Origin of the sequence: Pseudomonas tensinigenes, assembly GCF_014268445.2 — a bacterium.
GTDB lineage: Bacteria > Pseudomonadota > Gammaproteobacteria > Pseudomonadales > Pseudomonadaceae > Aquipseudomonas > Aquipseudomonas tensinigenes.
Genome location: NZ_CP077089.1, coordinates 449,554 through 466,381 on the forward strand (window position 1 = coordinate 449,554; position 16,828 = coordinate 466,381).

Below are 16,828 nucleotides of genomic sequence, written 5' to 3' on the forward strand. Positions count from 1 at the left end.
AGCAGCACCATGAGCGCATCCCTTCGCAGCGTTGACGGTCAGGACGAAAGCACCATCTTGCGTGAAATCCAGAGCGCTCTGCGCGATCTGCGTTTCGGCGCGGTGGAGATCACTGTGCACAACGCACAAGTCGTGCAGATCGAACGCAAAGAGAAATTCCGTTTGCAGCAACCGGGTAAACAACCGGGCTGAGTTGAAGATCAAAAGATCGCAGCCTGCGGCAGCTCCTACAGGGGGCTGTGTGTAGGAGCTGCCGAAGGCTGCGATCTTTAGCCGGCACACCGATTCCAGATATTCATAAGAAAAAGCCACCACCCAGAATTCCAGGAGCTTTCACCATGTCGTCGATTCGCCGTTACGCTTTGGCCGCCCTGGCCAGCGCTGTGTTTGCCGGTTCCGCGGTTGCCAAGGATTACGAACTGCTCAACGTGTCGTATGACCCGACGCGCGAGCTGTATCAGGACTACAACGCTGAATTCATCAAGTTCTGGCAGAAAGACCACGCTGGCGACACTGTGAAAATCCAGCAATCCCATGGCGGTTCGGGCAAGCAGGGCCGTGCGGTGATCGACGGTCTGCGCGCTGACGTGGTGACCCTGGCCCTGGCCGGTGACATCGACGAAATTGCCAAACTCGGCAAGACCCTGCCTGCCGACTGGCAGAAGCGTCTGCCGGAAGCGAGCACGCCGTACACCTCGACCATCGTCTTCCTGGTGCGCAAGGGCAACCCGAAAGGTATCAAGGACTGGGGCGATCTGGTCAAGAACGACGTCTCGGTGATCACCCCGAACCCGAAAACCTCCGGCGGTGCGCGCTGGAACTTCCTCGCCGCGTGGGCCTACGGCCTGAAAGCCAACGGCGGTGACGAAGCCAAAGCCAAAGAATATGTGCAGACCCTGTTCAAGCACGTGCCGATCCTCGACACCGGTGCACGCGGTTCGACCATTACCTTCGTCAACAACGGTCAGGGTGACGTGTTGCTGGCCTGGGAAAACGAAGCGTTCCTGGCCCTGAAAGAAGATGGTGGCGCCGACAAGTTCGACATCGTCGTGCCTTCGCTGTCGATCCTCGCCGAGCCGCCAGTGGCCGTGGTCGACAAGAACGCCGAGAAGAAGGGTAACGAGCAGATCGCCGAAGCCTATCTGAAGCACCTGTACAGCCCGGCCGGTCAGGAAATCGCCGCGAAGAACTTCTACCGTCCGCGTGACAAGGATGTAGCTGCCAAGTACGCCCAGCAGTTCCCGAAACTGGACCTGGTGACCATCGACAAGGACTTCGGCGGCTGGAAAACCGCGCAGCCGAAATTCTTCAACGACGGTGGCGTGTTCGACCAGATTTATCAGGCGCAGTAATCTGACTTCAGCCTCACATCAAGCCTGAAGCCAGGCGCGGAAAATGTGGGAGCGAGCTTGCTCGCGAAAGCGGAGTGTCAGACGACGTAGAGTTGGCTGATACTCCCTCTTCGCGAGCAAGCTCGCTCCCACATTGGTGCGTTCAGCGGAATGCTTTTTAACCAAGGACTTTTATGTCGCGTCGTATCTCCCCCGTCATACCCGGCTTCGGGCTGACGCTGGGCTACACCTTGGTGTACCTCAGCCTGATTGTGCTTATCCCGCTGGCGGCGATGTTCGTCCACGCCGCCCAACTCACCTGGGATCAGTTCTGGACGATCATTTCCGCACCACGGGTGCTGGCCGCGTTGAAGCTGAGCTTTGGCACCGCGCTGTGTGCGGCGATCATCAACGGCATCATCGGCACGCTGCTGGCCTGGGTGCTGGTGCGCTACACCTTCCCGGGGCGCAAGGTGATCGACGCGATGATCGATCTGCCGTTCGCCCTGCCGACCGCCGTGGCCGGTATCGCGTTGACTGCGTTGTACGCGCCGGCTGGACTGGTCGGCCAATTCGCCGCTGACCTCGGTTTCAAGATTGCCTATACCCCGCTGGGTATCACCCTCGCGCTGACCTTCGTCACTCTGCCGTTCGTGGTGCGCACGGTGCAGCCGGTGCTGGCCGACATTCCCCGTGAAGTCGAAGAAGCTGCCGCGTGCCTCGGCGCGAAACCGTTGCAGGTGTTCCGCCACATCCTCGTCCCGGCGCTGTTGCCCGCCTGGCTCACCGGTTTTGCCTTGGCCTTTGCCCGTGGCGTCGGCGAGTACGGCTCGGTGATTTTCATCGCCGGCAACATGCCGATGAAAACCGAGATCCTGCCGCTGCTGATCATGGTCAAACTCGACCAATACGATTACACCGGCGCTACCGCCATCGGCGTGCTGATGCTGGTGGTTTCCTTCGTCCTGTTGCTGCTGATCAACTTGCTGCAGCGGCGCATCGAAACCCCATAAGGAGGCGCGAACCATGTCCCAATCGTCTATTGCGGCCGCCTCTTCGGCCAACGCTGCACGCCGTGGCAGCGCCACTTCGCGCAGAATCCTGATCGGCCTTGGCTGGCTGGTCTTTTTCCTGTTTCTGCTGCTGCCGTTGTTCATCGTCGTATCGCAGGGTTTGAAGAATGGCCTCGGCGCTTTCTTCACCGCGATCTTTGAACCGGATGCACTGTCGGCACTGAAACTCACCGTGTTCGCCGTGCTGATTTCGGTGCCGTTGAACCTGGTGTTCGGCGTCAGCGCCGCGTGGTGCGTGAGCAAATACTCGTTCCGTGGCAAGAGCATGCTGGTGACGCTGATCGACCTGCCGTTCTCGGTATCGCCGGTGATCGCTGGCCTGGTCTACGTGTTGATGTTCGGTGCGCAGGGCCTGTTCGGGCCGTGGCTGCAGGATCACGACATCCAGATCGTCTTCGCCCTGCCGGGCATCGTGCTGGCGACGATTTTCGTCACCGTGCCGTTTGTGGCCCGTGAGCTGATCCCGCTGATGCAGGAACAAGGCACGCAGGAAGAGGAAGCCGCGCGCCTGCTCGGCGCCAATGGCTGGCAGATGTTCTGGCATGTCACTGTGCCGAACATCAAGTGGGGCCTGATCTATGGCGTGGTGCTGTGTACCGCCCGGGCCATGGGTGAATTCGGTGCGGTGTCGGTGGTCTCCGGGCACATTCGCGGGGTGACCAACACCTTGCCGCTGCACGTCGAGATCCTCTACAACGAATACAACCACGTGGCCGCGTTCGCCGTGGCGAGCCTGTTGCTGATCCTGGCGCTCTTCATCCTGCTGCTCAAGCAGTGGAGCGAAAACCGTATCAACCGCCTGCGCGCCAGCGCCGCGGAGGAATAATTCATGTCGATCGAAGTGCGTAACGTCAGCAAGAATTTCAATGCCTTCAAGGCGCTGGACAACATCAGCCTGGACATCCACAGCGGTGAGCTGGTCGCGCTGCTCGGCCCGTCGGGCTGCGGCAAGACCACGCTGCTGCGGATTATCGCCGGCCTGGAAACCCCGGATAACGGCAACATTGTCTTCCACGGCGAAGACGTCTCCGGCCACGATGTGCGTGATCGCAACGTCGGTTTCGTGTTTCAGCACTACGCGTTGTTCCGCCACATGACCGTATTCGACAACGTCGCCTTCGGCCTGCGCATGAAACCGAAGAACCAGCGCCCGAGCGAAAGCCAGATCGCCACCAAGGTGCATGAACTGCTGAACATGGTGCAGCTGGATTGGTTGTCAGATCGTTATCCGGAGCAGTTGTCCGGCGGTCAGCGTCAGCGTATTGCTTTGGCCCGCGCACTGGCGGTGGAGCCTAAAGTGCTGCTGCTCGATGAGCCCTTCGGCGCCCTCGATGCCAAGGTGCGTAAGGAGCTGCGTCGCTGGCTCGCCCGCCTGCACGAAGATATCAACCTGACCTCGGTGTTCGTGACCCACGACCAGGAAGAGGCGATGGAGGTCGCTGACCGTATCGTGGTGATGAACAAGGGTGTGATCGAGCAGATCGGCTCACCGGGCGACGTCTACGAAAACCCGGCCAGCGATTTCGTTTATCACTTCCTCGGCGACTCGAACCGCTTGCTGTTGAGCGACGACAACCACGTGCTGTTCCGCCCGCATGAGGTGTCTTTGTCCAAGCATGAGCTGGAAGATCACCATGCGGCTGAGGTGCGTGATATCCGGCCGTTGGGTGCGACCACGCGGGTGACGTTGAAGGTTGAGGGGCAGACGGATTTGATCGAGGCCGAAGTGGTGAAAGATCACGACAGCCTGATCGGGTTGGCCAAGGGCGAAACGCTGTTCTTCAAACCCAAGGTCTGGCAGAAAGTCGCCAGCCTCTAAAGTCAAAAGCTTCGTCGGATCGCCGCCCGGAGCAGGCTCGCTCCCACAGTGGATGAGTGTTGAGCACAAAATGTGTGAACAACCAAAATCCCTGTGGGAGCGAGCCTGCTCGCGAATGCGGTCTAGACAGCCGCACGATTCGGATTGACTCGCACCACTCCCGCCCGCGCCTCGATCTGCTCTTTCAATTCATGCCGCATCCCAAGCATGAACGCCAACTCGGCCACGACAAACAACGGCCCGACAATCAGCCCCGACACGTCATCGACAAACGCCGGTTTGCGCCCTTCATAGTGATGCCCGACAAACTGGATCACCCAGCCGACAACAAACATCGTCAGGCCGCTGCTCAGCCAGACCATGGTGCTCTGCTGCGCCAAAACATGCCCGGCCCAGACCGACAGGCCTATCAGTACCGTCATCAACATCCCGAGCTTCATTTCCAGGCGCAGATAAAACCACGCCGAGGCCAAAGCCACGATAACCGCTGGAGATATCCACAACCCGCCCAGCGACCATTCCGGACGCGACAACAACACCGCCACGGCCACCACAATCAGCGGAATGCCGATAAAGTGGCTGGCGATATTGCGCGGATCACGGTGGTAGGCGGCGTATTGACTGAGATGGTCGACGAGGCTTTTCATTGTTGTTCCTCCGGTAGGGTTGATCGCATCATCCCTCGGGATCAGGGTTCGCTCTGTCAGGCAGGCGACAATCCAGGAGTGTTTATGCAAATTCGTTCGCGATTGATGAGCGGCCAGTGGTTTAGTCATCTGCCGGTGTCCTTTCAGGATAGTCTGCTGGCGGCGGCCCGGGAGCGGCGGCTGACGACAGGGCAGCGCTTGTTTCAGCGTGGTGATGCGCCGTGCGGCTTGTACGCGGTGCTCGATGGCGCCGTGCGCATCGGGGCGGTGAGTGAGCAGGGTAAGGAGGCGCTGTTGAGTCTGGTCGAGGCGCCGCACTGGTTCGGCGAAATCTGCCTGTTCGATGGCCAGCCGCGAACCCATGACGCTTATGCGGTCGGGCCGTGCACGCTGCTCAATATCCCGCAGGCACCGTTACTGAAGCTACTTGATGAAAATCCAGTGTACTGGCGACATCTGGCGTTGCTGATGAGCCACAAACTGCGCCTGGCCTTTATCAATCTGGAACAACTGAGCCTGCTGCCAGCGCCGGCGCGTCTGGCTCATCGCTTGCTGATGATTGCCGAAGGCTACGGCGAACTCGACGCGCCACGTCGCGTGCTGCAATTGCCTCAGGAGCAGTTGGCGTCGATGCTGTCGCTGTCGCGGCAGACCACTAACCAGATTCTCAAGGATTTGCAGGGGCAGGGGATTATCGGGCTTGGGTATGGCGAGATCGAGATCTTTGATGCCGTGCGATTGCGCGCCCTGGCCACGATCTAGGATCCAACGCCGAACCATTGTAGGAGTGAGCCTGCTCGCGATAGCAATCTATCAGTTGATCAATCTGTGACTGACAGATTGCTATCGCGAGCAGGCTCACTCCTACAGGGGGATTTGTGTAGGGCTCAGGAACCGCGATAGGTCGAGAAACCATACGGGCTGAGCAGCAGCGGGATGTGGTAATGCTGATCGGTCTGCTTCACTTCAAAAATCACCGGAATCTCCGGGAAGAACGTGTCGTGCTTGACCTTCTTGAAGTACTCGCCAGTCTTGAACACCACGCGGTATTCGCCCGCCTCAAAAGGTTGCTTGGCCGGGAACAGCTCGGCAATCCGCCCTTGCTCATTGGTCGTGCCCTGCGCCAACGGCTGCCAGTTCTGGCCGACGTGTTTTTCCAGGGTCACGTTAATGCCCGGCGACGGCAGGCCATTTTCCAGATTGAGCACGTGCACGCTCAATGGGTTGCCGGCGGCCAGGGCCAGGCTCGTAAAAGCGCTCAGGCCGAGCGCGGCAAGGGTCATGCGCATAGTCGTCATGAGTGAAACTCCTTATTGGGAACGGGTTATGGCCAGACCGGTTTTCCCGGCAGCCTTGATCGCACAGTTTTCGTCTTGCTCGCCGCCGCCGGAACCGGCCACGCCCATCGCGCCGACCAGCTCATCAGCGGCGAACAACGGAATCCCGCCGCCAAGCAACAGCAACTCATCGAGGGTGTTGAGGTTGGCGGTTTCCGGATTGCTGCGAGCACGTTCGGCGAACAACCGGGTGGCGGTTTTGGTCGACAGCGCGGTGTACGCCTTGCGCTGGCTGGCGGCGGTGTTGTGCGGGCCGACGCCATCGCCGCGCAGGGTCACTAGCAGATTGCCGCCCCGATCAAGCACCGACACCGTGCCGGTGCAGTTGGCCATTGCCGTGTCGGCGAGCAGCCGTGCAGTTTTCAGGTCGAGATCAGCGTGACGCGGCAGCTCAGGACTGGCGACAGCGACGCCACTGAGGCCGATCATCAGGCTTGCAACGAAGTATTTGACGGTCATGGGCAGGCTCCAAAAGCTGAGGTCGCCACCTTAATCGCCGGTCTTCGTCAGAACCTCGTCAGTCTGATTACAAGTTTGTAATGGGCAACGCCGCCGAAGGCGCCTAGCCTGTGTGTCTATCAATCGAGGTGTGCCATGCGTTTGCTGGTCGTAGAAGATGAAGCCAAAACCGCGAATTTCCTCGCCAAGGGCCTGGGCGAGTCGGGTTTTGCCGTGGACGTGGCGCTCAATGGCCTCGATGGGCGCTACTTTATCGAGCAACAGGAATATGACCTGATCATCCTCGACGTGATGCTCCCCGGCCTCAATGGCTGGCAATTGCTGCAGCTGATCCGCCAGCGCGGCGCCACGCCGGTGTTGTTCCTGACCGCCAAGGACGCCATTGAAGACCGCGTGCGCGGGCTCGAACTGGGCGCCGACGATTACTTGCTCAAACCCTTCGCCTTCGCCGAATTGCTCGCGCGGGTACGCACGTTGCTGCGGCGCGGGCCGATGCGCGAAGCCGAGTCGTACACCATCGCCGATCTGGAAATCGACGTACTGCGCCGTCGTGTCAGCCGTGGTGGCCAGCGCATCGCCCTGACCAACAAGGAGTTCGCGTTGCTGCAATTGCTCGCCAGTCGCCAGGGCGAAGTGCTGTCGCGCACGCTGATCGCCTCGCAGGTGTGGAACCTGAATTTCGACAGCGACACCAACATGGTCGAGGTTGCAGTGCGCCGTTTGCGCTCCAAGGTCGATGATCCCTACATGCCGAAGCTGATCCACACCGTGCGCGGTGTCGGTTATCAACTGGAAGCCCCTGACGATGCGCTCTAGGTCGATCGCCTGGCGTCTGGCGCTGGCGTTCGCATTGGTCTGCGCCTTGGTGTTGAGTGCTATCGGCGTATTTCTCTACCGCTCGCTGGCCTCGGAAATCGCCTGGCGCGATGACCTCGCGTTGCTCGGTCGACTGGAGCAGGTGCGCGCCTTGCTCGCCGACAGCGATAGCTTGGGCGCCTTGCAGGCACGGCCGCGGCTCTATCAGAACATGCTCGGCAATCTCGACAGCCTGCTACTGGTGCGCCGTGCCGATGGCTCCAGTGTGATCGCTATCAACCCGCGTCAGCGCGATCTGCCAACCCTCAACGCGATCCCCCGCGAGCAAACGCCGCAGCGCCGCGACGTGCTGACGTGGCAAGCGTCGGACGGTGCTGCGCTAGCGCTGTTGTCCGGCGAAGCGCAAGGTCCTAACGGTGAGCCGCTGACCGTCATCGCCGGCAAGGTACTGAGTGAACGCGAACAGATGCTCGCCAGTTACCGGTTACGCCTTTATCTGGCAGTTGGCCTCGGTGCATTGCTCGCCTTTGCCCTGGGCTTGCTGTTGCTGCGCCGTGGCCTACGACCGTTAAGGCAGTTGAGCGAAGCGGTGCGCGGCATCGATCTGCGCAGCCTCGATCAACGGTTGCCCGCCCATGGCACGCCCGCTGAACTGCTTGAACCGGTACAGGCGCTCAACGGCATGCTCGCGCGGCTGGACGACAGCGTGCAGCGTCTCTCGCAGTTTTCCGCCGACCTCGCCCATGAAATCCGCACGCCATTGCATACCTTGCTGGCGAGCAATGGGCAGGCGCTGAATCATCCGCGCAGCACCGAGGAGTATCAGGAAGTGCTGGCCTCGAACATGGAAGAGTTCGAACGGCTCAAACGCATGGCGGAGAACTTGATGTTTCTTGCCCGCGCGGAGCAGGCCGAGAGGGCGCTTAATCTGCAAACGCTGGATTTGCACAGCGTTGGCAGTGAACTGTGCGATTACTTTGAAGCCTTGGCGGATGACCGCGATCTGCGGCTGGACAATCAACTGCACGGCGAGTTGCTCGCCGATCAGCAGTTGCTGCAACGGGCGCTTGGCAACTTGCTGGCGAATGCCGTGCGCCACGCTGACTCCGGAACCGTGATCAGCCTGCGTCGCCGCGATGAGGCGGGTTGGTGCTGGTTGCAGGTGCACAACCATGGCCCGGCCATTGCGCCGGAGCATCTGGGCAAACTGTTCGACCGTTTCTACCGTGTCGATCCTTCACGGGCGGAGCCGGGGGATTCGGGAGGACTGGGGTTGGCGATTGTGCAGTCGATCATGCTGTTGCATGGCGGGCGGGTGCGGGTGGACAGTGATGCGGCGGGTACGGTGTTTGAGCTGGGTTTTGCGTTGAATTAAAGGGCCCCTTCGCGAGCAGGCTCGCTCCCACATTTGGAATGCGTTTCCCCTGTGGGAGCGAGCCTGCTCGCGAAGGCGCCGGATCTGACGACCCAGCGTTGGGATCAATCAGCGCAACCCATCACGAAACTGCCCCGGCGTCAGCCCCGTCCAGCGCTTGAACGCGCGGCTGAAGCTGCTGGTATCGGCAAACCCGAGCAAATAACTCACCTCACTCAATGAGCACTGCGGATCGCGCAGGTGCAGCAGCGCCAGATTTTCGCGGCTCTCATTGAGCAATGTGTCGAAGCGACAACCCTCATCCGCCAGATGCCTTTGCAGGCTGCGCAAACTCAGGTGCAACGCCTGAGCAATGCGTTCTGCACTCGGCTCACCTTCCGGCAATTGTTCTTCAATCGCATCGCGCACCTTGCGCTCCCAAGTCAGCGGCTGGAGCTGGGCCATGGTGCGTTTGAGCACCGCTTCATTGTGTTCGGCGAGTTCCGGGTTGGCGTCGTCGAGGTGGCTGTCGAAGTCGGCGAGGGCGAACTCCAGGCGATCCTCCGTACAACCGAAATGCACTGGCGCGCGAAAGACTTTGTGCCATTGGTGCGCATCGCTCGGCTCCGGGCGGCGCAGGTAAACCGCCAGCGGTGCGTAGTCGCGGCCGAGGCGATTGCGGCAGGTGCGCACGTAGATCGCGGTAAACGCATCGATGGCTTCGAAGGCTGGTGCCGGATTGCCTGACGGAATTTTCAGACGGAATTGGTAGCGGTCGTCGCCACGATTCAGCTCCAGTTCCAGCGCATCGCTGACCACCGGGTGATAGCGCACGATGCGCTCGAACACCTCGCGCAGACTGCCACTGGCGACCAGCGCATAACCGAGGGCATGAAAGGTGGTCGGGCTGACGAAGCGCGACACGCGCAGACCAAGCGCCGGGTCGCCGCTGACCTGCACGGCGATTTCCCACAGGCGCGTAGTGCCGGACAGCGGATAGCGCGCGTTGGGGTCGTCCATCAAATTCGGGTCGAGCCCGGCCTGTTGGCACAAGGCAATGCTGTCCAGCCCCAGCGCATCGAGTTGTTTGCGCAAGGCACGGGTCCAGCTGGCGAGGGAGGTCGGTTCCTTCATGCTGATTGGCGCTTCCGGTCAACAGGTTGGCGTTCTCGGCTACCGCAATTGAAGCCTTGGCGAGGCACGATGCGAACATCATAAACCCGAGGATGGAAGCATGGACGGTACTTCTGCAAGTCCCCAGCGACACAATGCGGCCCAGCGATCAGCGCATATTCGCGAAGTGGTGCTGGCCAAAGGCGTCGAACTGCGCGAGCGCTACCCGATTCTCAAGCATCAGGATGCGCTGGGGGCGGGGATTCTGGCCTTTGCCCTGATCGGGATGATTGGCTCGGCAGCGCTGTACATCAGCGGCTACATGGCGTGGTGGGTGTGCCTGTTGCTCAACGCGTTTTTTGCTTCGCTGACCCATGAGCTGGAACACGATCTGATCCACAGCATGTACTTCCGCAAGCAGCGTGTGCCGCACAATTTGATGATGGGCCTGGTCTGGCTGGCGCGGCCGAGCACGATCAACCCGTGGATTCGCCGGCATCTGCACCTCAATCACCACAAGGTCTCCGGCACTGAAACCGACATGGAAGAACGTGCGATCACCAACGGCGAGCCGTGGGGCTTCGCGCGCTTGCTGATGGTTGGCGACAACGTCATGTCAGCGTTCATCCGCATGCTGCGGGCCAAGACCTGGGCGCACAAGTTCAGCATCATCAAGCGCACGTTGAAGGTCTACGCGCCGCTGGCGCTGGTGCATTGGGGCGCGTGGTATGTGTTTCTCGGTTTTCACGCGGCCAATGGCATCGCCTATCTGCTGGGCGCGCCGATCGAATGGTCAGCGACCACATTGTCGGTGATGCAGGTGATCGATATCGCTGCTGTGGTGATTATCGGCCCGAACGTGTTGCGCACGTTTTGCCTGCACTTCATCAGCTCGAACATGCATTACTACGGCGACGTCGAACTGGGCAATGTGCTGCAGCAGTGTCAGGTGCTCAACCCTTGGTGGCTGTGGCCGCTGCAGGCGTTTTGCTTCAACTTTGGCAGCAGTCACGGGATCCATCATTTTGTGGTGAAGGAGCCGTTTTACATCCGCCAGATGACCGTGCCGGTGGCGCATAAGGTGATGCGTGAGATGGGGGTGCGGTTTAATGATTTTGGGACGTTCGGGCGGGCGAACCGGTTTGTTCGTCGGGATGAAGTTGCGGTGTCTGGGGAGGCGGTGGAGGCCTGACAAGCGGCCCTCACCCTAACCCTCTCCCGGAGGGAGAGGGGACTGATTGGGGGATATTGGGGAAGTACGCCGACCTGAATGTTTTTCATCGAACCCATAATCGACCCAATTTTTCAGGTCGATGTATAGCGAAAGACACCTCGGTCAGCTCCCTCTCCCTCTGGGAGAGGGCTGGGGTGAGGGGCTTTTGATCTTCCCCTCAATCCGGCTGAAACGGCGATTCGCTGAGGATCACCCCAGTCTCCTCGACATACTGCTGCCAATGCCCGATCAACGCGCTGAGCTTCTGCGGCTGACTCACCGCCAGATCATGAATCTCCCCCGGATCACTGCTCAAATCATACAGCTGCCAGGTCGCCGGCCCCACAGGACCGGGAATCCAAACCGCTTTCCACGACCCCTGCCGAATCGCCCGACGCCCGAACAATTCCCACCCCGTGACCGTGTGCTCGTCATGCACCTGCGCAGTCTCACCCGACAAGAATCCCAACCACGATTTGCCACGCAACGGTGCCACCGGTTTGCCGTGCCAAAGCTTGCCCGGATGACGCACACCCGCCAGATCAAGAATCGTCGGCGTGATGTCCATCACCGTGCCGAAACCATGGCTGATCTGTCCTTTGATCGCCAATTGTGGATAGTGCAACAGCGCCGGCACGCGAATCCCGCCCTCGGTGGTGAACGCCTTGAACAAGCGTGACGGCGCAGTCGCCACCTGCGCCCAGTTCGGCCCGTACCAGACATAGGAATTAGCCCGGCCAATGTTGTCGAGGCTGTTGTCGTAGTGCTGGCTGAGGTACGTCACCAGTTCCGGGCCGAACTTGGGGAACGCTTCAAGCAGCGCGCCTTCGGCCCCGTTGTCGGACATGAACAGGATGAACGTATTGTCGAGCTGCCCTTGCTGGCGCAGATAATCGACAACCCGGCCAATGTTCCAGTCCATGCGCTCGACCATTGCCGCGTAGACCTCCATGGCCCGCGCGGAAATCTGTTTTTGTTCCTCGCTTAATGCGTCCCACTGCTGGGTCAACTGAATCAAAGGATGCGGCTCGACGTCTGGCTCAATCAGGCCGAGGGCTTTGAGTTTTTCCAGTCGCTCCAGGCGCAGTACTTCGGGGCCGGCGTCGTAGCGGCCACGGTACTTTTCGACAATCTCGGCCGGCGCCTGCAACGGCCAGTGCGGTGCGGAGAATGGCAAATAGGCGAAGAACGGCCGGGTCTGGTCACGCTCCTTGAGGTACTGCAGCAGCTTGTCGCCAAAGGCATCGGAGGAATAGAAATCCTTCGGCAATTCGTCGAGAAACGTATCGTCCTCGATGTACAGCGCCGGAGTGGATTTCAACAGACCGGGCGTTTTTTCATCGTAGGTCGGCTCGAAACCGTAATGGTTGGCCGCGCCCGGCAGCAGCGAAAACGAACGCTCGAAACCCCGCGCATGCGGCGCCAGTTCAGCCTTCAAACCCAAGTGCCATTTGCCGCTCATCAACGTTTGATAACCGGCCTCGCGCAGCAACTCCGGCAGCGCCACCACGCGATCGTTGAGATAGCCCTCATAACCCGGTTTACCGATGAGTTCCGGGGTCAGCGTTTCGGCCATGGTGCCGATGCCGGCGATGTGGTGGTCGGTGCCGGTCAGCAGCATCGAGCGGGTCGGCGAGCAGGTTGGTGCGGTATGAAAATCGGTGAGGCGCAGGCCATTGTTGGCCAGGACATCGAGGTGCGGCGTGGCGATTTCGCCGCCGAACGCGCCGATGTCAGAGAAGCCTAGATCGTCAGCCAGAATCACCAGAAAATTGGGACGTTGCGGCATCGCAAAACTCCTGTTCAGCAGGCAATGAACGTCAGCGGCAGATCGCGAATCTGCACCGGTACGCTCGGTTGGTAATGGTCGTCACTGGTCAGCTCGTGCAGCAGCTCTTCACGCAACTGATGGAAGTCGAAACTGCTGCGCTGGCGCGGGTGCGGCAGGGCGATGTCGACCACTTGTTTGATCCGCCCCGGACGCGGCTCCATCACCACCACGCGGTCGGCGAGGAAGATCGCTTCCTCGACGTCATGGGTGACGAGGATCGTGGTGATTTTTGCGCGCTCGCGGATCGCCAGCAGCTCGTCCTGCATCTGCTGGCGGGTCAGCGCATCGAGCGCGCCGAAGGGCTCGTCGAGCAGCAGAATTCTGGGGCTGGCAACCAGGCCGCGAGCAATCGCCACGCGCTGGGCCATGCCGCCGGAAAGCTGGTGCGGATAGGCGCGGGTGAAGTCGCGCAGGCCGACCAGCTCGATGAAATCGTTGATCCGCTGTTGCTTCTGCGCCGCGCTCAGCGGCTCGTTGACCAGACCCAGACCGATGTTGTCGGCGACGGTCAGCCAAGGGAACAAACGGTGTTCTTGAAAGACGATGCCGCGTTCGCCACCGATGCCGCTGACGGCTTTGCCGTCAACTGTGATCTGCCCGCGAAACTGCGTATCAAGACCCACCAGCAAACGCAGCAAGGTAGATTTGCCGCAACCGCTGGAGCCGACAATGGCGACAAACTCGCCCTCGGCAATGTCCAGGTTGAATTCGCGAATCGCCTCCAGTTCGAAACCGTCGACGTCGAAGGATTTGCCTACGTGGTTGAAGCTGACAATCGGTGCGTTCATGCGTGTCTCCAGCGGGTCGCGCGAATTTCCAGGCGTTGGCCAATGAGGTTGAGCAGGGCGCCGGTGAGACCGACGAAAAGCATGCCGGCCATGATCAGATCCATGCGCAACAACTGTTGTGCGCCGATCATCTGGCTGCCGATGCCGCCATTGGACGGCATGAAATATTCCGCACCGATGGTGCCGAGCCAGGCGTAGATCAGGCTCAGTCTGAGGCCTGCGAAAATCCCCGGCGCGGCGCCCGGCAATACCAATCGGCGCAGACGTTGGCCAAGGCTCAGGCGCAACACTTGTGCGGCTTCATTGAGTTGTGGCGAGAGGTTGGCGACGCTGCGTTGCGTGGCGATAAACAGCGGAAAGAATGCAGCAAGGGCGACGAACACCCACTTGGCCAGTTCGCCGAGACCGAACCAGGCAGTGAGCAGCGGCACCCAGGCGAAAATTGCAATTTGGCGGATAGCCGCGAGGGTCGGACCGAGCAGGCGTTCGCTGGTGCGGGACAGCCCGAGCAACAGGCCGAGGGCGAAACCGAGTCCGCCGCCCAACAGCAAACCGCCGAGGGTGCGACCGAGGCTGAGCGCCATGCCGCTGATCAACGTGCCATCAAGCAGACCGTCCCATGCCGTGTTCAAAACGGCCAGCGGGCTGACCAGAATGTTGGCATCGACCCACTGCAGTTCGTTCGCCAGTTGCCATAACGCCAGGAAGCCCAGCGGCAGCAGCCACGGCTGCAGACGTTGCCAGCCTGCATAACGCGGGCCGCGGCGAATTTCAGCAGTGGCCGGGTGCGGCCAGTGCACCAGTTTCTTGTCCAGCAGGCCGATACCGCGATCCATCGCCACACCGATCAAACCGATCACCACGATGCAGACGAACACGATGTCGAGCATGAACAACTGCCGCGCCCAGACCATCAGGTAACCGATGCCTTCGCTGGAGGCCAGCAGCTCGACTGCCAGCAATGAGGTCCACCCTGCGGCCAGTGCCAGACGCACGCCAGCCATGAACGCGGGGAGGGCGGCGGGCAACACCAGGCGACGGATCAGCAGGGGTGGCGGCAAACGTAAAACAGCGGCGGCTTCGCGCAGTTTTGGTTGTGCATCTCTCACGCCGACCAGTGTGTGCAAGGTCACCGGCACCACGATCGCTTTGATCAGCACCACCAGTTTCAGCACCTCGCCGATGCCGAAAAACACCATGAACAGTGGAATCCACGCCAGCGTCGGCACCTGCGACAGACCGGCGAAGGTCGGGAAGACCAAACGCTCCAGACGGCGACTGAAACCCAGTGCTGCACCGAGCACCGCTCCCGCTGTAATCCCCGCGAGCAAGCCCCAGAACAAGCGTTGCAGGCTGATCCACAGGTGGCTCCACAACTCGCCTTGCGCCAGCTCGACGGCGCTGTTCCACACCAATGAGGGCGCGGGCAAGATCTGTTCGCTCATCCACTCATTACGCGCGGCCAGCCACCACAGCGCGAACAGGCTGAGCGGCAGGAGCCATGGCAACAGGCGTTGGTTCAGGCTTGGCCAGATGCGGCGGCTTTTCAGCGGCGGCGCGGGAAGTGGGAGACTGAGCAAGGATTGGCGGGCCATGGATGACCTCCGTTGTCGGGTTGGCTCAAGATCAAGATCAAAAGATCGCAGCCTTCGGCAGCTCCTACGGGGGAATGCGTCCTTGAATTACCCTTGTAGGAGCTGCCGAAGACTGCGATCTCTAGCGGTATTAACTAAGAGCTAATGGTTATAAATAATCTTTAATAAGTTAGTTTTAGAGATAAGCAGCGCCATTTAAGGCTTCCAGCCCACACGCATCCAATGCATTCGAAGAATATTTTCGATGCTGTTAATGCATACGCCGCTGCAAGCCCCGTTAATGCTTGCTTAGCGTTAAAAGCTATAAAAATGTGCATTTATAGTATTTAAGCGAAGGTATCCATTCGGCCTACTTTCGGTTCCTCAACGCCCGTCGTGATCAAGGAGCTGCACTCATGAACCTTCCCTTTAAACGCGTTTTCAGCCTGTTTGCCGTGCCTGCTCTGGCGGGCCTGCTGGCGTTCACCGCGCATGCCGACGAACTCAAGGAAATCAGAATCGCCGTGCCCGACCTGAGCGCCGGAACCCAGCACAGCGGCGGCGGTGTGGTGGATGTGCTGCGCGATCAGCAGATTTTTGAAAAAGCTTTCGCCGATCAGGGCATCAAGATTCAGTGGAGTTTCTTCAAAGGTGCCGGGCCGGTGATCAACGAGGCATTTGCCAACGGTCAGGTTGATCTGGCGTATCTGGGCGATCTGGCGGCGATCATCGGCAAGTCCAATGGCCTGGATACGCGTTTGCTCAGCGCCAGTGCGCGTGGGGTAAAACAGTATTTGGGCGTGGTACCGGGCTCCGGAATCAAGACTCTGCAGGACCTGAAAGGTAAACGCGTGGCGATCTTCCGCGGCACAGCAACCCAGTTGTCGTTTGACGCGGCGCTGGCCAGTCAGGGCTTGAGCGAGAAGGATCTGAAAGTCATCAATCTGGATTTCAACGCAGCGGTCGCAGCGCTGGCGGCGAAGCAGATCGATGCGTCATGGGGCAGCTCCGGGTTGACCGCATTGCAGGCCAAAGGTCTGGCCGAGCTACCGCTCAATACCAAGGATCTCGGCGGCGCGGGTAGTGTGCAGTCGGTGCTGGTCGGCACCGGCAAGTTTGTCGATGCGCATCCGGAGGCGGTGGCGAAATTGCTCAAGGCGCAACAGCAGGCGGTTGAGTGGCTGACCGAGGACAGCAACAAGGCGGCTTACGTGCAACTGGTCTCGGGTTTGGCCAGTTATCCACCGGTGATCCTGACCCAGGATCTGCAGGATCAGAAATTGAGCGAAGTGTTCCCGTCGACACTGGATCCGGTGTTCCTCGGCAGCTTGCAGGACAAGGTGGATCTGGCGGCGCAGCAGAAGCTGATTCGCAAGCCGTTCAAGGTCAACGATTGGGTGGCGCCTGAGTTGGCGGCGGCCAAACTCTGAATCTTTAGCGCCTGCTCTGGCCTCTTCGCGAGCAGGCTCGCTC

The 16,828-nt window shown here is 60.2% G+C and carries 17 protein-coding genes; 10 read left to right on the top strand and 7 right to left on the bottom strand.

The window, feature by feature from the left end; genetic code table 11:
* Positions 1–9: 9 nt before the first annotated feature.
* From oscA to HU718_RS01975, 5 genes are all read left to right on the top strand, one after another.
* Complete coding sequence (gene oscA / locus HU718_RS01955; RefSeq protein WP_007917682.1) at positions 10–192, top strand: sulfur starvation response protein OscA; 183 nt, start codon at positions 10–12, stop codon at positions 190–192.
* A 146-nt stretch (positions 193–338) separates the two neighbouring features.
* A complete protein-coding gene (locus HU718_RS01960; RefSeq protein ID WP_038367242.1) occupies positions 339–1,352 on the top strand; it encodes a sulfate ABC transporter substrate-binding protein in 1,014 nt (337 codons plus the stop codon).
* Positions 1,353–1,525: 173 nt separating this feature from the next.
* The gene (gene cysT / locus HU718_RS01965) at positions 1,526–2,344 is read left to right on the top strand and encodes a sulfate ABC transporter permease subunit CysT (protein ID WP_038367238.1); all 819 of its coding nucleotides are present in this window, start codon (positions 1,526–1,528) and stop codon (positions 2,342–2,344) included.
* A gap of 13 nt (positions 2,345–2,357) precedes the next feature.
* Positions 2,358–3,230, top strand: a complete 873-nt coding sequence (gene cysW, locus HU718_RS01970) for a sulfate ABC transporter permease subunit CysW (protein WP_038367233.1) — start codon at positions 2,358–2,360, stop codon at positions 3,228–3,230.
* Positions 3,231–3,233: 3 nt separating this feature from the next.
* Complete coding sequence (locus HU718_RS01975; protein ID WP_007963490.1) at positions 3,234–4,223, top strand: sulfate/molybdate ABC transporter ATP-binding protein; 990 nt, start codon at positions 3,234–3,236, stop codon at positions 4,221–4,223.
* Positions 4,224–4,345: 122 nt separating this feature from the next.
* Here HU718_RS01975 and HU718_RS01980 read toward each other — a convergent pair whose 3' ends face one another.
* Complete coding sequence (locus HU718_RS01980) at positions 4,346–4,870, bottom strand: Mpo1 family 2-hydroxy fatty acid dioxygenase (RefSeq protein WP_186616273.1); 525 nt, start codon at positions 4,868–4,870, stop codon at positions 4,346–4,348.
* 84 nt (positions 4,871–4,954) lie between these two features.
* Here HU718_RS01980 and HU718_RS01985 point away from each other — a divergent pair, with 84 nt between their 5' ends.
* A complete protein-coding gene (locus HU718_RS01985) occupies positions 4,955–5,632 on the top strand; it encodes a Crp/Fnr family transcriptional regulator (RefSeq protein ID WP_186616274.1) in 678 nt (225 codons plus the stop codon).
* 125 nt (positions 5,633–5,757) lie between these two features.
* Here the strand turns inward: HU718_RS01985 and uraH are convergent, their stop codons facing one another.
* Together uraH and HU718_RS01995 are read right to left on the bottom strand one after the other, a co-directional pair.
* Positions 5,758–6,168, bottom strand: a complete 411-nt coding sequence (gene uraH, locus HU718_RS01990) for a hydroxyisourate hydrolase (RefSeq protein WP_186616275.1) — start codon at positions 6,166–6,168, stop codon at positions 5,758–5,760.
* Positions 6,169–6,180: 12 nt separating this feature from the next.
* Positions 6,181–6,666, bottom strand: a complete 486-nt coding sequence (locus HU718_RS01995; protein WP_186616276.1) for a GlcG/HbpS family heme-binding protein — start codon at positions 6,664–6,666, stop codon at positions 6,181–6,183.
* Positions 6,667–6,801: 135 nt separating this feature from the next.
* Between HU718_RS01995 and HU718_RS02000 the strand changes: the two genes are divergently transcribed.
* Positions 6,802–7,482 (top strand): heavy metal response regulator transcription factor, encoded by a 681-nt coding sequence (locus tag HU718_RS02000; protein ID WP_038367211.1) that lies wholly within the window; start codon positions 6,802–6,804, stop codon positions 7,480–7,482.
* A complete protein-coding gene (locus HU718_RS02005) occupies positions 7,472–8,857 on the top strand; it encodes a heavy metal sensor histidine kinase (RefSeq protein ID WP_186616277.1) in 1,386 nt (461 codons plus the stop codon). The genes HU718_RS02000 and HU718_RS02005 overlap by 11 nt, the downstream gene beginning before the upstream one ends.
* Positions 8,858–8,965: 108 nt before the next feature.
* On the opposite strand, the gene HU718_RS02010 is transcribed toward HU718_RS02005, so the two are convergent.
* Positions 8,966–9,970, bottom strand: coding sequence for an AraC family transcriptional regulator (locus tag HU718_RS02010; RefSeq protein WP_095122279.1), 1,005 nt, complete (start codon positions 9,968–9,970; stop codon positions 8,966–8,968).
* Positions 9,971–10,070: 100 nt separating this feature from the next.
* On the opposite strand from HU718_RS02010, the gene HU718_RS02015 reads away from it, so the two are divergent.
* Positions 10,071–11,141: a fatty acid desaturase gene (locus tag HU718_RS02015; RefSeq protein ID WP_186616278.1), complete on the top strand. Its 1,071-nt coding sequence runs from the start codon at positions 10,071–10,073 to the stop codon at positions 11,139–11,141.
* A gap of 199 nt (positions 11,142–11,340) precedes the next feature.
* On the opposite strand, the gene HU718_RS02020 is transcribed toward HU718_RS02015, so the two are convergent.
* From HU718_RS02020 to HU718_RS02030, 3 genes are read right to left on the bottom strand one after another with little or no spacing between them, the layout of a single operon-like run.
* Positions 11,341–12,951 (bottom strand): arylsulfatase, encoded by a 1,611-nt coding sequence (locus HU718_RS02020; protein ID WP_186616279.1) that lies wholly within the window; start codon positions 12,949–12,951, stop codon positions 11,341–11,343.
* 14 nt (positions 12,952–12,965) lie between these two features.
* Positions 12,966–13,781 carry an ABC transporter ATP-binding protein gene (locus HU718_RS02025; RefSeq protein WP_095122272.1) on the bottom strand — a complete coding sequence of 272 codons (816 nt, stop codon included), beginning with the start codon at positions 13,779–13,781 and terminating at the stop codon, positions 12,966–12,968.
* Positions 13,778–15,376, bottom strand: a complete 1,599-nt coding sequence (locus tag HU718_RS02030; RefSeq protein WP_186616280.1) for an ABC transporter permease — start codon at positions 15,374–15,376, stop codon at positions 13,778–13,780. The genes HU718_RS02025 and HU718_RS02030 overlap by 4 nt, the downstream gene beginning before the upstream one ends.
* A gap of 395 nt (positions 15,377–15,771) precedes the next feature.
* On the opposite strand from HU718_RS02030, the gene HU718_RS02035 reads away from it, so the two are divergent.
* A complete protein-coding gene (locus HU718_RS02035; protein ID WP_102899633.1) occupies positions 15,772–16,785 on the top strand; it encodes an ABC transporter substrate-binding protein in 1,014 nt (337 codons plus the stop codon).
* The last annotated feature ends 43 nt before the right edge of the window (positions 16,786–16,828 follow it).

Coding starts and splice junctions, on each gene's coding strand:
- cysW (WP_038367233.1), top strand. CDS start 2,358: ATGTCCCAATCGTCTATTGCGGCCGCCTCTTCGGCCAACGCTGCACGC.
- HU718_RS02015 (WP_186616278.1), top strand. CDS start 10,071: ATGGACGGTACTTCTGCAAGTCCCCAGCGACACAATGCGGCCCAGCGA.
- HU718_RS01995 (WP_186616276.1), bottom strand. CDS start 6,666: ATGACCGTCAAATACTTCGTTGCAAGCCTGATGATCGGCCTCAGTGGC.
- HU718_RS01980 (WP_186616273.1), bottom strand. CDS start 4,870: ATGAAAAGCCTCGTCGACCATCTCAGTCAATACGCCGCCTACCACCGT.
- HU718_RS02000 (WP_038367211.1), top strand. CDS start 6,802: ATGCGTTTGCTGGTCGTAGAAGATGAAGCCAAAACCGCGAATTTCCTC.
- uraH (WP_186616275.1), bottom strand. CDS start 6,168: ATGACGACTATGCGCATGACCCTTGCCGCGCTCGGCCTGAGCGCTTTT.
- HU718_RS01975 (WP_007963490.1), top strand. CDS start 3,234: ATGTCGATCGAAGTGCGTAACGTCAGCAAGAATTTCAATGCCTTCAAG.
- cysT (WP_038367238.1), top strand. CDS start 1,526: ATGTCGCGTCGTATCTCCCCCGTCATACCCGGCTTCGGGCTGACGCTG.
- HU718_RS01960 (WP_038367242.1), top strand. CDS start 339: ATGTCGTCGATTCGCCGTTACGCTTTGGCCGCCCTGGCCAGCGCTGTG.
- HU718_RS02035 (WP_102899633.1), top strand. CDS start 15,772: ATGAACCTTCCCTTTAAACGCGTTTTCAGCCTGTTTGCCGTGCCTGCT.
- HU718_RS02030 (WP_186616280.1), bottom strand. CDS start 15,376: ATGGCCCGCCAATCCTTGCTCAGTCTCCCACTTCCCGCGCCGCCGCTG.
- oscA (WP_007917682.1), top strand. CDS start 10: ATGAGCGCATCCCTTCGCAGCGTTGACGGTCAGGACGAAAGCACCATC.
- HU718_RS02020 (WP_186616279.1), bottom strand. CDS start 12,951: ATGCCGCAACGTCCCAATTTTCTGGTGATTCTGGCTGACGATCTAGGC.
- HU718_RS02005 (WP_186616277.1), top strand. CDS start 7,472: ATGCGCTCTAGGTCGATCGCCTGGCGTCTGGCGCTGGCGTTCGCATTG.
- HU718_RS02010 (WP_095122279.1), bottom strand. CDS start 9,970: ATGAAGGAACCGACCTCCCTCGCCAGCTGGACCCGTGCCTTGCGCAAA.
- HU718_RS01985 (WP_186616274.1), top strand. CDS start 4,955: ATGCAAATTCGTTCGCGATTGATGAGCGGCCAGTGGTTTAGTCATCTG.
- HU718_RS02025 (WP_095122272.1), bottom strand. CDS start 13,781: ATGAACGCACCGATTGTCAGCTTCAACCACGTAGGCAAATCCTTCGAC.